Below are 14,105 nucleotides of genomic sequence, written 5' to 3' on the forward strand. Positions count from 1 at the left end.
GTGATTAGCATTAATAATGGTCATAGGCTTCGCGCGTGTTGATTTTGTTTGGCGATAAAATCAGATCACAAACGAAGCCTTTTTTATATCTATTTCAATTGGTTGCCGCTAAAGATCCTGTACATGAACGGGAATTACCAGCCAGTCACTTCGCGCAGGGCCTTGCCGATATCGGCAAGGGAGCGGACGGTTTTCACGCCAGCATCTTCCAGCGCGGCAAACTTGTCGGCGGCGGTACCCTTGCCACCGGAGATGATGGCGCCAGCGTGGCCCATCCGCTTGCCGGGAGGCGCGGTAACACCGGCGATATAGGAGACCACCGGCTTGGTGACGTGGGCCTTGATATAGGCGGCCGCGTCTTCCTCGGCGTTGCCGCCGATCTCGCCGATCATCACGATCGCTTCGGTCTGCGGGTCGTTCTGGAACATCTCCAGAATGTCGATAAAGTTGGAGCCCGGGATGGGGTCGCCACCGATACCGACGCAGGTGGACTGGCCAAAGCCCTCGTCAGTGGTCTGCTTGACCGCTTCGTAGGTCAGGGTGCCGGAGCGGGAGACGATGCCCACCTTGCCCGGCTTGTGAATGTGGCCCGGCATGATGCCGATCTTGCACTCACCCGGGGTGATCACACCCGGGCAGTTGGGGCCGATCATCCGCACGCCGGTCTCTTGCAGCTTCACTTTGACGTCCAGCATATCCAGAGTCGGGATGCCTTCGGTGATGGTGACGATCAGCTTGATGCCCGCGTCGATCGCTTCCAGGATCGCGTCCTTGCAGAACGGCGCCGGGACATAGATGACGGAGGCAGTGGCGCCGGTCGCTTCAACCGCGTCACGAACGGTGTTGAACACCGGCAGCCCCAGATGGGTGGTGCCGCCCTTGCCCGGAGAGACGCCGCCCACCAGCTGGGTGCCGTAAGAGAGCGCCTGCTCGGAGTGGAAAGTACCCTGACCGCCGGTAAAGCCCTGGCAGATGACTCGGGTTTCCTTGTTAATCAGTACGCTCATCAGTTGGCCTCCGCTGCTTTGACGACTTGCTGCGCGGCATCGGTCAGACTCTTGGCCGCAATGATGTTGAGGCCGCTCTCGGCCAGCTTGATACCACCCAGCTCGGCATTGTTGCCTTCCAGACGCACAACCACGGGCACCTTGACCCCCACTTCCTTGACCGCACCTATGATGCCTTCCGCGATCATGTCGCAGCGCACGATGCCGCCGAAGATGTTGACCAGCACCGCTTTGACGTTGCTGTCGGAGAGGATGATCTTGAACGCCTCGGTCACCCGCTCCTTGGTGGCGCCGCCGCCGACGTCAAGGAAGTTGGCGGGCTTGCCGCCGTGCAGGTTGACGATGTCCATGGTGCCCATGGCCAGACCGGCGCCGTTGACCATGCAGCCGATGTTGCCATCGAGGGCCACATAGTTGAGTTCCCACTGAGCGGCGTGCGCTTCGCGGGGGTCATCCTGAGAGGGATCGTGCATCTCGCGCAGCTTGGGCTGACGATAGAGGGCGTTGGCGTCGATGTTGATCTTGCCATCCAGGCAGTGCAGGTTGCCCTGCTTGGTGATCACCAGCGGGTTGATCTCCAGCAGCGCGAAATCGCAATCCAGGAACATCTGGCCCAAGCCTAAGAAAATCTTGGTGAACTGTTTGATCTGATCGCCGACCAGACCCAGTTTGAAGGCCAGTTCGCGGGCCTGATAGGCCTGCGGACCCACCAGCGGATCGATGGCCGCCTTGTGGATCAAATGGGGGGTTTCGTGGGCAATCTTCTCGATATCCACGCCACCTTCGGTAGAGGCCATGAAGACCACGCGGCGTGAGCCACGGTCAACCACGGCACCCAGGTAGAGCTCTTTGGCGATGTCGGTGCAAGATTCAACCAGGATCTTGGTGACCGGCTGGCCGCCCGCATCTGTCTGGTAGGTCACCAGATTTTTGCCAAGCCAGTTCTGGGCGAAGGCACGGATCTCATCCTTGCTCTTGGCCACTTTCACGCCGCCCGCTTTACCGCGACCACCGGCGTGCACCTGGCATTTGACGACCCAGATATTGCCGCCAATCTTGTCAGCCGCTTCGGCCGCTTCTTGTGGGGTAGCACAGGCATAACCTTCGGAGACCGGCAGGCCATACTCGGCAAACAGCTTTTTTGCCTGATATTCATGCAGATTCATAGATGCTCTATCCGTGTTGTAGGTATTTCCGTCCGGGGTTGGTGTTTCTCAATCCCCTATGAATGGGGGCCTGGGCGGCCCCTCGTTATCTTTCGCTCGCTCGGGTATTACAGTGCTCAGACGTCCAGCAACAGACGGGTTGGATCTTCCAGCAGCTCCTTAACGGAGACCAGGAAGCCGACCGATTCACGTCCGTCGATGAGACGGTGATCGTAGGAAAGTGCCAGGTACATCATCGGCAGGATCTCGACCTTGCCGTTGACCGCCATCGGGCGATCCTGGATCTTGTGCATCCCCAGAATGGCGCTCTGGGGCGGGTTGATGATCGGGGTGGACATCAGGGAGCCAAACACGCCACCGTTGGTGATGGTGAAGTTACCGCCAGTCAGTTCATCCACGGTCAGCTTGCCATCACGGCCCTTGCCCGCCAGATCCTTGATGGCCTTCTCGATGTCCGACAGGCTCATGTTGTCGCAGTCGCGCAGCACCGGGGTCACCAGCCCGCGCGGGGTGGAGACGGCGATGCTGACATCGAAGTAGTTGTGGTAAACCACTTCATCGCCATCCAGTGCGGCATTCACTTCCGGATAGCGCTTGAGGGATTCGACCACCGCTTTCACGTAGAAGGACATAAAGCCGAGCTTGATGCCGTGCTTCTTCTCGAAGATCTCGCCGTACTGCTTGCGCAGATCCATGATCGGCTTCATGTTGACCTCGTTGAAGGTGGTCAGCATGGCGGTGGTGTTTTTCGCTTCCAGCAGACGCTCGGCGATGCGCTTGCGCAAACGGGTCATCGGCACCCGCTTGTCACTGCGACCACCCAGCGGCGCCACTTTGGCCGCAGGGGCAGCAGCGACGGGCGCGGCAGCTGCAGGCTGGCTCTTCGCCTTGATGTAGGCCTCCACATCTTCCTTGCTGATGCGTCCGCCCTTGCCGGTGCCGGTGACCTTGCTCACATCGATGTCATGCTCGCCAATCAGGCGGCGCACCGAGGGGCTCAAGCCATCGGCGCCGTCATCGGCCACCGCTTCTGCCGGTTTCTCTTTGGTCTCTTCACCGGCCACCGGGGCCGCGTTGAGGATGGCAATCAGCTGACGGGACAACACGGTCGCCCCTTCCCCTTGCAGGATCTCCCCCAGCACACCGGCTTGCGGTGCCGGCACTTCCAGCACTACTTTGTCAGTTTCGATGTCGACCAGCACTTCGTCACGGGCGACCAGATCACCGGGCTTCTTGTGCCAGGTGGCGATAGTGGCATCGGCCACTGATTCCGGCAGGTCCGGTACCTTGATCTCGATAGTCATCTAATCAGTTCCTTTTACTTCTATGCCAGAGGCTTTACAGGGTAAGGGCATCTTCCACCAAGGCTTTTTGCTGCTTGGTGTGGACAGACATATAACCAACGGCCGGCGAGGCTGACGCGGGGCGACCGGCATAACGCAGGGTGGTACCGACCGGCAGCACCCCATCGTAGTGGTGACGGGTGCAGTACCAGGCGCCCTGATTCTGTGGCTCTTCCTGACACCAGACAAAGTCGGTGACATGGCTGTAGTGGGCCAGAATGGCGCGCACTTCCTCTTCCGGGAAGGGGTAGAGCTGCTCAATCCGCACCAGTGCCACATCCTGCTGCTCGGCCTTGCGACGGGCATCGAGCAGGTCGTAATAGACCTTGCCGGAGCAGAACACCACCCGCTTGACCGCTTTCGGATCCAGCGCATCAATTTCGCCGATGGCATTCTGGAAGGTGCCTTCCGCCAGCTCTTCGAGCTTGCTCACTGCCAGCGGGTGGCGCAGCAGGGATTTTGGCGTCATCACGATCAGCGGACGACGCATCGGACGGATCACCTGACGACGCAGCATGTGGAATACCTGCGCCGGGGTAGAGGGCACGCACACCTGCATGTTGTGCTGGGCACACATCTGCAAGAAACGCTCGAGACGGGCGGAGGAGTGCTCCGGGCCCTGGCCCTCGTAACCGTGCGGCAGCAGCATGGTCAGGCCGCACATCCGGCCCCACTTCTGCTCGCCGGAGGAGAGGAACTGATCCACCACCACCTGGGCACAGTTGGCGAAGTCACCAAACTGGGCTTCCCAGATGGTGAGGCCAGCCGGCTCGGCGCTGGCGTAGCCATATTCAAAGGCCAGTACCGCGTTCTCGGTCAGCACCGAGTCGTAAATCTCGAACGGCCCCTGCTCGTCGTGCAGGTTGCACAGCGGGGTGTAGGTGCTGGCATCGGTCTGATTGTGGATCACGGCATGACGGTGGAAGAAGGTGCCACGACCGGAGTCCTCACCGGTGAAGCGGATGCGGGAGCCCTTGTCCACCAAAGTGGCGTAGGCCAAAGTCTCGGCAAAGCCCCAATCCAGCAACTTCTCACCCGCCGCCATCAGACGACGGTCTTCGTAAATTTTCTCAACCTGACGCTGCAGCACATGGGTCGCCGGATACTGGCTCACCCGATCGCCGAGGGATTTGAGGTAATCCAGCGGCAAGGTGCTGTCATAGTGCATCGCCCAGTCGTGACCCAGATAGGGGGTCCAGTCGACGGAGTGCAGCTCCATCGGCCGCCACTCTTTGCTCACCCGCTCACCGCGATCCAGGGTGTCGCGATAGTCGTTGACCAGGGTGGTGGCCAGCTCCTGACTGACAGCGCCCTCGGCCACCAGCTGATCGGCGTAGATCTTGCGCGGGGTCGGGTGCTGTTTGATCTGCTGGTACATCAGCGGCTGGGTCGCGCTCGGCTCGTCAGCTTCGTTGTGACCGTGACGACGGTAGCAGACCAGCTCGATCACCACGTCGCGCTTGAAGGTATTGCGGTAATCCAGTGCAATCTGGGTCACCAGCACCACGGCTTCCGGATCATCGCCGTTGACGTGCAGCACTGGCGCCTGCACCGCCTTGGCGATGTCGGTGCAATATTCGGTGGAGCGCAGATCACGATGGTAAGAGGTGGTGAAACCGACCTGGTTGTTGATGACGATCCGCACCGTCCCGCCCACGCCATAAGCACGGGTCTGGGACATGTTGAAGGTCTCGGCCACTACGCCCTGACCGGACATGGCCGAGTCACCGTGAATGGTGATGGGCAACACGCTTGCGCCATCCTTGTCACCATGGCGATCCATCCGCGCACGCACAGAACCGATGACCACAGGGTTAACGATCTCGAGGTGGGACGGGTTGAACGCCAGCGCCAGATGCACGTTGCCACCTGGGGTCGCGAAATCAGAGGAGAAGCCCATGTGGTACTTCACATCACCGGTGCCCCAAGATTCCCCATGCTTGCCGGCGAACTCGTCGAACAGGTCTTGTGCGCGTTTGCCAAGCACGTTGATCAGCACGTTGAGGCGGCCACGGTGGGCCATACCGATGACGGCCTCTTTGCAGCCCTGCTCACCGGCGCGACGGATCAGCTCCTTGAGCATGGGGATCATGGCATCGCCACCTTCCAGCGAGAAGCGCTTGGCTCCCGGGAATTTGGCGCCCAGATATTTCTCCAGCCCTTCGGCGGCGGTCAGGCTCTCGAGGAAACGGGTCTTCTCTTCGAGGGTGTAGCTCCCCTTCCCTTCAATGGATTCGAGACGCTGTTGCAGCCAGCGCTTCTCTTCCGTGGAGGTGAGGTGCATGTAGTCGGCACCTATGCTGCTGCAGTAGGTCTTTTTCAGCGAGGCGTACAGATCACCGAGTACCATGGTCTCGCGACCGATGGCATAGGAGCCCACATTGAAGGTGGCCTCCATGTCTGCGCCCTGCAGGTTGTGGAATGCGGGGTCCAGCTCGGCAACGGTTTCACGCTGCCACAGGCCCAGCGGGTCCAGATTGGCATTCTGGTGACCACGAAAACGGAAGGCATTGATCAGCTGCAGCACCCGTACCTGCTTGGCATCCACTTGGGGATCGGTAACAGGGGCGCTGTAACGGGAAGGATCCTTGGCCAGACGACGGAAATAATCGCGGACCTGGGAGTGAGGTTGTTCAACCACGTGGCCATTGACCTGGGGCAGCTCGCTAAACAGGCTGCGCCACTCATCGGACACGGAGTCAGGATTTTCCAGAAAGGATTCGTAAAGATCCTCGATATAGCTAGCATTCGCACCAGCCAGGTGAGATGACTCCAACCAGGCCTTCATCACGCCGTTATGCATTTCTATCCCTTGTACATCTTGTTACTGCTGCGCAGCTTGTAGGGTTCAAAAAGCCATCCTGCCACGGGTGGGATGGCTCTCCAGACGTTGGGCTAGCCCAAAAACTAAACGGCCCGATTGAGCAACATCGACTTGATCTGGCCAATCGCCTTGGTCGGGTTCAAGCCTTTCGGACAGACGTTCACGCAGTTCATGATGCCGTGGCAGCGGAACACGCTAAAGGCGTCGTCCAGATTACCCAATCGCTCGGTGGTCGCGGTGTCGCGGCTGTCTGCCAGCCAGCGGTAGGCTGCGAGCAGCCCGGCCGGACCGATGAACTTGTCAGGGTTCCACCAGAAGGAGGGGCACGAAGTGGAGCAGCAGGCACAGAGAATGCACTCGTACAGGCCGTCAAGCTTGGCGCGCTCTTCGGGGGATTGCAGGTGCTCACGCACCGGCGGCAACTTGTCATCGTTGATGAGGAAGGGTTTGACCTTCTCCCACTGGGTGTAGAACTGGGTCATGTCGATCACCAGATCGCGGATCACCGGCAGCCCGGGCAAGGGACGCAGCACCACGTTATTGCCCTTCTTCAGCAGATCAGAGAGCGGGGTGATACAGGCAAGACCGTTCTTGCCATTCATGTTGAGACCGTCAGATCCACAGACCCCTTCGCGGCAAGAGCGGCGGAAGGAAAGGGTGGGGTCCAGCTCTTTCAACTGGATCAGTGCATCAAGCACCATCATGTCGGAACCTTCAGGAATATCAAGACGATATTCCTTCATATGAGGGACGTTATCAACATCCGGATTGTATCTGTAGACAGAGAATGTGACGTTCATAGGGCTTGGCTCCGCAATCAGTAATACCGCACGTTGGATAAGAGGGAGGGGTGTTCCTCCCCTCTGTTCACAGACCGGCAGATGTCGCGACATACCGAGAATGTGACCTTCATTGTGCTTGTCTCCGTAATCAGTAAGTCCGCACCTTGGGTGGGAACGCTTCACGGGTTTTCGGAGACATGTTGACCGCGCGACGGGTCATGGACTCGGAGTCCGGATGATAGAGGCTGTGGCACAACCAGCTCTCGTCGTCCCGATCCGGGAAGTCAAAGCGGCTATGAGCGCCGCGACTCTCGGTACGGAAGTTGGCCGCCACCGCGGTGGCAAACGCCGTCTCCATCAGGTTGTCCAGCTCCAGGCACTCGATGCGCTGGGTGTTGAACTCCTTGGAGGTGTCATCCAGCCGGGCACGCTTGAGGCGCTCGCGAATGAGTTTCAGCTCGGCCAGCCCTTCTGCCATGGCATCACCTTCACGGAATACCGAGAAGTTATTCTGCATGCAGGTCTGCAGGTCCTTGCGGATCTGCACCGGGTCTTCGCCGTCACGGCAATTTTCCCAGCGGTTGAAGCGGGCCATGGCGGCGTCAATGTCGGACTCTGACGCTTCGCGGCCGTGCTCCATCTCGCCCAGGGTGTTGACCAGATACATGCCAGCGGCACGACCGAACACCACCAGATCCAGCAGCGAGTTGCCACCCAGACGGTTGGCGCCGTGCACAGAAACGCAGGCAATCTCGCCCACTGCAAACAGGCCGACTACAGGTACGTCATTGCCATCTTTGTCTTGTGCCAGACACTGGCCATTCACGTTGGTCGGCACGCCGCCCATCATGTAGTGGCAGGTCGGGATGATCGGAATCGGCTCTTTGACCGGATCCACGTGGGCGAAGGTGCGCGACAGCTCGCAGATACCCGGCAGACGGGATTCCAGCACCTCTTTGCCGAGGTGATCCAGCTTGAGCTTGATGTGCGGGCCCCAGGGACCGTCGCAACCACGGCCTTCGCGGATCTCGATCATGATGGAACGGGCCACCACATCGCGACCGGCCAGATCCTTGGCGTTGGGTGCGTAACGCTCCATGAAGCGCTCGCCATCTTTGTTAAGCAGATAACCGCCTTCACCACGGCACCCTTCGGTCACCAGCACCCCTGCCCCGGCGATGCCGGTCGGGTGGAACTGCCAGAACTCCATGTCCTGCACCCCTACCCCGGCGCGCAGCGCCATGCCGACACCGTCGCCGGTGTTGATGTGGGCATTGGTGGTGGACTGGTAGATACGACCGGCACCGCCAGTGGCCAGCACGGTCGCCTTGGCCTTGAAGTAGACCACTTCGCCGCTCTCCATATCGATGGCGGTACAACCAACGATGTGACCGTCCTGGTTTTTCACCAGATCCAGCGCATACCACTCGGAGAAGACAGTGGTCTTGCTCTTGACGTTCTGCTGATAGAGGGTGTGCAGCAGGGCGTGACCGGTACGGTCAGCGGCCGCCGCGGTGCGAGCAGCCTGCTCACCACCAAAATTCTTGGACTGACCACCAAACGGACGCTGGTAGACAGAACCATTTTCAAAGCGGGAGAAGGGCAGGCCCATGTTCTCCAGCTCGTAGATGGCCTCGGGGCCGGTCTTGCACATGTACTCGATGGCCTCCTGGTCACCGATGTAGTCGGAGCCTTTGACGGTGTCATACATGTGCCACTGCCAGTTGTCGTCGTGGGCATTGCCCAGCGCAACCGTGATCCCGCCCTGGGCGGATACCGTGTGAGAACGGGTTGGAAAAACCTTGGACAACAGAGCGCAGCTCTTGCCGGACTGGGCAATCGAGAGCGCGGCGCGCATACCGGCACCACCGGCCCCAATCACCACAGCATCAAATTCACGAGTTGGAATAGTCACCTTACACACCCCACAGCACGACGAAACCCGTCATCAGATAGACAAACAGCACCACGACCAAGGCAAATTGCAGCGCCCCACGCAGCCCTACCGGCTTGATATAGTCAGTCAGCACCTGCCACAGACCAATCCAGGCGTGGATCAGTACGCAGAGCAGGGTCAACAGGGTGAATACTTTGGTGAATGTTTTGGCGAAGAAGCCTGCCCACACCTCGTAGGTGATGTCGTTGAACGCGACAAATCCCACCAGATAGAGCACGTAACAGGTCATGATGAGGGCGGTGGCGCGGATCAGGATGTAATCGTGAACGCCGCTACGCCCGAAGGTTGCAGAATTGGTTACCATACAAGCACTCCCGCCAATACAGCCAGGATCGCGGTGATCACGAAGGCCACACGGGCGCTCTGATTGCCGGATTCCAGCTCTTCCCAATAGCCCATATCCATGACCAGATGACGCAAGCCGCCCACAATGTGGTATGCCAGCGCAGTCAGGATCCCCCACAGCACGAGTTTGACCAGGAAGTTGTCCATGATGGCAACTACGGTGGCAAACCCTTCGGGAGAGGCGAGTGAAGTACCAAGCATCCACAGCAAGATGCCCAGTGCGACAAAGGTGATAACCCCTGAAACACGGTGCAAGATGGATGCAATGGCAGTGACAGGAAAGCTGATCGTCTGTAGGTCGAGGTTGACCGGTCTCTGTTTGTTTTTCACGCTTGCCCACTCAGCTCCATTGAGCACGTTAGTTATTGTTTTAACTCACACTTGAGGGCACGGGATGGTGATTGTTGGTTATTTGTTACCAAAACACGCTGAAAAAGCCAAAAATCCAGTTTTCGGTTTCACATCAGGCTTTGCCAACGCGTTTCAAACGCCCACAGCCATGACCCACGTGGCGCAGTATATCGGCGGCTTTAACCGAAGACAATCAAACAGCTACAAAGAAAACACAAAACCGCAAACTGGATCGCATATTTAATTTAACATTTCATTAATGTCATTAATGGGGTCCCAGCAAAATTGACATTGATAAGGAACTCTGTTTCAAATAAGGCGCTCCAGCCGCCTCGGTATGGGTAACAACCTTTGCCAGCGTCATGAAAGTCGTAATAGAGTAGGACTGGAACCAAATTATAAAGAGCAAAGGAGACGTGCTATGGCTGATAAAATAGCCACCCTACACCTACCCGGAAAAGATCCGGTCGAACTGCCTATCCTCTCTGGTACGATCGGACCGGATGTCATCGATGTCAGAAAATTGGGCGCCCAAGGGTATTTCACCTTCGACCCCGGTTTTATGGCCACCGGTTCTTGCAAATCCGCTATTACCTACATCGATGGCGATCAGGGTGTCTTGCTGCACCGTGGTTTCCCCATCGCCCAACTGGCGATGCAATCGAGCTACCTCGAAGTCTGCTACATCCTGCTCTATGGCGAAGCACCGACCAAGGCGCAATATGCCGAGTTCCACCGACTGGTGACCCGTCACACCATGGTGCACGAGCAGATCGCCTTCTTCTTCCGCGGTTTTCGTCGTGACTCCCACCCCATGGCCATCATGTGCGGTGTGGTCAGCGCCCTCTCCGCCTTCTATCACGATGCCCTCGATATCAACAACGAGCAGCACCGCGAGATTTGCGCCTTCCGTCTGCTCTCCAAGATGCCGACCTTGGCCGCCATGTGTTACAAGTACTCCATCGGCCAGCCGTTTATGCAGCCCCGTAACGCCCTCTCCTATGCGGGTAACTTCCTGCACATGATGTTTGGCGTGCCGACCGAAGAGTACAAGGTCAACCCCACAGTCGAACGGGCCATGGATCGTATTTTTACCCTCCATGCTGATCACGAGCAGAATGCATCCACCTCCACCGTCCGTCTGGCTGGCTCCTCCGGTGCCAACCCGTTCGCCTGTATCGCTGCGGGGATCGCCTCCCTGTGGGGTCCGGCTCACGGCGGTGCCAACGAAGCCTGCCTGCGCATGCTGGAAGAGATCGGCTCGGTGGATCGCATTCCCGAGTTCATCGCCAAAGCCAAAGACAAGAACGATCCGTTCCGTCTGATGGGCTTCGGTCACCGGGTCTACAAGAACCACGACCCCCGTGCCCAGGTGATGCGTCAAACCTGTCACGAAGTGCTGACCGAGCTGCAGATCAAGGATCCGCTGCTGGATGTCGCCATGGAGCTGGAGCGCATTGCGCTGTCCGACCCCTACTTCGTCGAGAAGAAGCTCTACCCCAACGTGGACTTCTACTCCGGCATCATCATGAAGGCGATCGGTATCCCGATGAGCATGTTCACCGTGATCTTCGCCATCTCTCGGACCATTGGCTGGATTGCCCACTGGAACGAAATGCACTCGGATCCGGATCAGAAGATCGGTCGTCCACGTCAGCTCTATATCGGCCAGCCACAGCGGGAATTCGTTCCGCTCGAGCAGCGCTAACAGGCTGAATCAACATGATTTGTTACAAAGGCGGTCATTGACCGCCTTTTTGTTTGCCGCTCTAATGCCCCCTTTCGCGTTGAAGGAGTCCATCATGAAACCACTGTTTATCAGCGCAGCCTTGCTGCTGACCGCCTGCCAGAGCGCACCCGCACCGTCACAGGGGGAGACCCTCTATATCAACAGCCAGCTGGTCGATTGCGTCGGGGTTGGCCCGATGCAGTGCATGCAGGTGCGCAGTGACGAACAGCAACCCTGGACCTTCTTCTATCAGCAGATTGAGGGCTTCCAGTTCGAGCCGGGCTACCAGTACCAGCTCAGCGTCAGCAAGGAGCAGCTCACCGATGTGCCAGCCGATGCCTCGTCATTGCGCTATCAGCTGATCAAGGTGGTGAGCAAGGTCGCCGGCAAGTAACAGGCGGGATCAAAAAACGAGGGATGGCACACGCCATCCCTCGTTCGTTTATGGGTACAACGCCTCATCAGGAGCGACTAGCGCATCGCCAACGCCATATGCAGCAGCGGATAGGGCTTGCCCTGACCATCCAGCGCTGAGCGGCCCGTCACGGTGAACCCCATCTTCAGATAGAAGCCCACCGCCTGTTCGTTCTGCTCGTTGACGTCAACCTGCGTCGCGCCGCCCTGCGTGATGGCATGGGCCACCAGCAAACGCCCCACGCCACTACCGCGCGCCTCGGGAGCCACAAACAGCATCTCTATCTTGCCGTCCAACAGCCCGCTAAAGCCCACAATGCTCCCCTCTTCTGTGCGGGCACAGTGCAGTGTCACCGCATCGAAATAGCGTTCGAGAATAAGGGGTTTGAGGGCCAGGATCTCGGCCTCGGGCAGGAAGTTGTGGGTTGCCCGCACCGAGGCCTCCCACAGCTTGATCAGCGCCGGATAATCGGCTCGGGATACAGGAACAATCTTCATTAAATGACTCGATATGATAACCAGCGGGAAGAGACACCTCCCCGCTGGCAAAGGTGATTAGCGAGCCTGCACCGCCTGCAGCAATACCGAAACGTCGGCGCCAAAGCTGCGGGTACGGATCGCCTCGCGGATATCCGCTTCGCTATAACGGCTGCCCGGGTAGACCACCACGCAGGCGGTGTCGCCCGGTTTGAGGAAGTGGGTCTCGCCAAACGGGGTATAGCGGGTGGCCCCGATACTGATCAGCGCGTGGGGAGGGTGTCCCGCCTGCGCCAGCAGCCCCTGAATGTGCTCTGCCGGGCCTTGGTCCTGCTGATGGTTGAACTTGTCGATGGCCCAGTCGAGCAGCTGACCGTGGAAGTAGCTGTAATCGATGGCGGCGCTGTCTACCCCGTAGGTGTGCAGCTCACCGTCCCGCTCCAGATAGCAGGCGATGCGATAGTCATCGAGTTCGCAACCGGCGGCGAAACCGGAGAGCGGCAGCAGCTTAGCCGCCAGCCCCTTGCTCTCTTCGCCCCAGTTCTTCTTCTCGCTGATCTTCTTGGCGTTGGGACGACGAATGGAGCAGTCGTTGTAGGCGCCAAACGCACGGGGATGGATCGCCACCACCTGCTTGCCCGCATACTCCAGCTCGCACCAGAGCGCCACTTCCGGCTCGATCTGCACCTTCTCGTCACCACTGACCGCCGCTTCCGGCAGGAACACTGCCTTATCGCTTAAGGGGAACACCCCTAGCTGGCCCGGGTGGCCCGGCACGAAGAAGGGGAACAGTGCCTTGGGCGCCGTGGTATCACGCACCACCACCGCCACGAAGTCTGACGCTTCGCCTGCCTGCTCCAGATGACCGGCGAAATTGCCCGCTACCCCGAGTCCGATAAACTTGCTCTCTGCTGCTATCTGCATCTTGCTCACCTGCATCTTGCCCACGTCAGGTAGCAGGCCCATCGCCCACTACCGCTAAAGTGGCAAGATTAAACCACAAGGCCCCCACCTTCGCCCAGTCCGGGCCTGCCGTGGTGTGCGCCAGTCCGCTTTTTTAGGGACGAGGCGGCTGTGGCGAGACAACGCTTGCGCACCATTTCACCAGCGCGGTCACCGCGCTGGAAACAGTGCGTTTCCGGCCTCTCCCCTCTTTCCCCTTGGGACTCAACTTCATCTTTGTTAGGCTGCCAGCATGCAAAACCGCGGCGCGCTTGACTGCGCCCCGGCTCATCACGGCAACACCATCGGAGAGAAAACGGATGATCGACAAACTCGCCTGGCTCACTTTTAAAGATCAGCAACTACTCTGTGCCCGCTCCCACGGCAAGGATATCTATTACATCCCCGGCGGCAAGCGCGAACCGGGCGAGAGCGATGAGGCGGCCCTTATCCGCGAGATTGAGGAGGAGCTGGCCGTCACCCTGCAACCCGATACCCTGCGCTTTGCCTGCGAATTCAGCGCCCAGGCCGATGGCAAACCTACAGGGGTCGAGGTGCGACTGCGCTGCTACACCGGCAAAGCCAGCGGCACCCCGGTCGCCTCGGCCGAGATCGCCGAGCTGCGCTGGCTCGACAGCACTCATCTCGATGAACTCTCCCCCGTCTCCCGCCTGCTGTTTGCCTGGCTGGTTGAGCAGGGGTTGATCCGCTAACCCTATAAACGAGAGCGGTGCAAACAAAAGAGGTGAGCCAATGGCTCACCTCTTT

Annotated in this window: 14 protein-coding genes; 4 read left to right on the forward strand and 10 right to left on the reverse strand. The window is 59.0% G+C overall.

What is annotated here, in order from left to right:
* Positions 1-134 precede the first annotated feature (134 nt).
* From sucD to sdhC, 8 genes are all read right to left on the reverse strand, one after another.
* Complete coding sequence (gene sucD, locus BN4575_RS12595; RefSeq protein ID WP_033116130.1) at positions 135-1,007, reverse strand: succinate--CoA ligase subunit alpha; 873 nt, start codon at positions 1,005-1,007, stop codon at positions 135-137.
* A complete protein-coding gene (gene sucC, locus BN4575_RS12600) occupies positions 1,007-2,173 on the reverse strand; it encodes an ADP-forming succinate--CoA ligase subunit beta (protein ID WP_068978415.1) in 1,167 nt (388 codons plus the stop codon). The genes sucD and sucC overlap by 1 nt, the downstream gene beginning before the upstream one ends.
* Before the next feature lie 116 nt (positions 2,174-2,289).
* A complete protein-coding gene (gene odhB, locus BN4575_RS12605; protein WP_068978416.1) occupies positions 2,290-3,477 on the reverse strand; it encodes a 2-oxoglutarate dehydrogenase complex dihydrolipoyllysine-residue succinyltransferase in 1,188 nt (395 codons plus the stop codon).
* A gap of 34 nt (positions 3,478-3,511) precedes the next feature.
* Positions 3,512-6,319 (reverse strand): 2-oxoglutarate dehydrogenase E1 component, encoded by a 2,808-nt coding sequence (gene sucA, locus BN4575_RS12610; RefSeq protein ID WP_068978417.1) that lies wholly within the window; start codon positions 6,317-6,319, stop codon positions 3,512-3,514.
* 104 nt (positions 6,320-6,423) lie between these two features.
* Positions 6,424-7,140 carry a succinate dehydrogenase iron-sulfur subunit gene (locus BN4575_RS12615; RefSeq protein ID WP_042023901.1) on the reverse strand — a complete coding sequence of 239 codons (717 nt, stop codon included), beginning with the start codon at positions 7,138-7,140 and terminating at the stop codon, positions 6,424-6,426.
* A gap of 130 nt (positions 7,141-7,270) precedes the next feature.
* Positions 7,271-9,037: a succinate dehydrogenase flavoprotein subunit gene (gene sdhA, locus BN4575_RS12620; protein WP_042023903.1), complete on the reverse strand. Its 1,767-nt coding sequence runs from the start codon at positions 9,035-9,037 to the stop codon at positions 7,271-7,273.
* A gap of 1 nt (position 9,038) precedes the next feature.
* Positions 9,039-9,383, reverse strand: coding sequence for a succinate dehydrogenase, hydrophobic membrane anchor protein (gene sdhD / locus BN4575_RS12625; RefSeq protein WP_005333558.1), 345 nt, complete (start codon positions 9,381-9,383; stop codon positions 9,039-9,041).
* Positions 9,377-9,754 (reverse strand): succinate dehydrogenase cytochrome b556 subunit, encoded by a 378-nt coding sequence (sdhC, locus tag BN4575_RS12630; protein ID WP_021231296.1) that lies wholly within the window; start codon positions 9,752-9,754, stop codon positions 9,377-9,379. The genes sdhD and sdhC overlap by 7 nt, the downstream gene beginning before the upstream one ends.
* 64 nt (positions 9,755-9,818) lie before the next feature.
* On the opposite strand from sdhC, the gene BN4575_RS21770 reads away from it, so the two are divergent.
* The 3 genes from BN4575_RS21770 to BN4575_RS12640 all read left to right on the forward strand — a co-directional run bounded on the left by BN4575_RS21770 (position 9,819) and on the right by BN4575_RS12640 (position 11,898).
* Positions 9,819-10,019, forward strand: a complete 201-nt coding sequence (locus tag BN4575_RS21770; protein WP_139244989.1) for a hypothetical protein — start codon at positions 9,819-9,821, stop codon at positions 10,017-10,019.
* Between the two features lie 177 nt (positions 10,020-10,196).
* Positions 10,197-11,483: a citrate synthase gene (locus BN4575_RS12635; protein WP_068978418.1), complete on the forward strand. Its 1,287-nt coding sequence runs from the start codon at positions 10,197-10,199 to the stop codon at positions 11,481-11,483.
* A gap of 94 nt (positions 11,484-11,577) precedes the next feature.
* Positions 11,578-11,898 carry a DUF4377 domain-containing protein gene (locus BN4575_RS12640; protein WP_068978419.1) on the forward strand — a complete coding sequence of 107 codons (321 nt, stop codon included), beginning with the start codon at positions 11,578-11,580 and terminating at the stop codon, positions 11,896-11,898.
* A 77-nt stretch (positions 11,899-11,975) separates the two neighbouring features.
* On the opposite strand, the gene BN4575_RS12645 is transcribed toward BN4575_RS12640, so the two are convergent.
* Positions 11,976-12,416: an acetyltransferase gene (locus tag BN4575_RS12645; protein WP_068978420.1), complete on the reverse strand. Its 441-nt coding sequence runs from the start codon at positions 12,414-12,416 to the stop codon at positions 11,976-11,978.
* A gap of 57 nt (positions 12,417-12,473) precedes the next feature.
* Positions 12,474-13,319: a DUF5718 family protein gene (locus BN4575_RS12650; RefSeq protein ID WP_068978501.1), complete on the reverse strand. Its 846-nt coding sequence runs from the start codon at positions 13,317-13,319 to the stop codon at positions 12,474-12,476.
* Positions 13,320-13,657: 338 nt separating this feature from the next.
* Between BN4575_RS12650 and BN4575_RS12655 the strand changes: the two genes are divergently transcribed.
* Complete coding sequence (locus tag BN4575_RS12655; RefSeq protein ID WP_068978421.1) at positions 13,658-14,050, forward strand: NUDIX hydrolase; 393 nt, start codon at positions 13,658-13,660, stop codon at positions 14,048-14,050.
* Positions 14,051-14,105: the final 55 nt, after the last annotated feature.

Source organism: Aeromonas sp. EERV15, assembly GCF_900079845.1.
Lineage (GTDB): Bacteria > Pseudomonadota > Gammaproteobacteria > Enterobacterales > Aeromonadaceae > Aeromonas > Aeromonas sobria.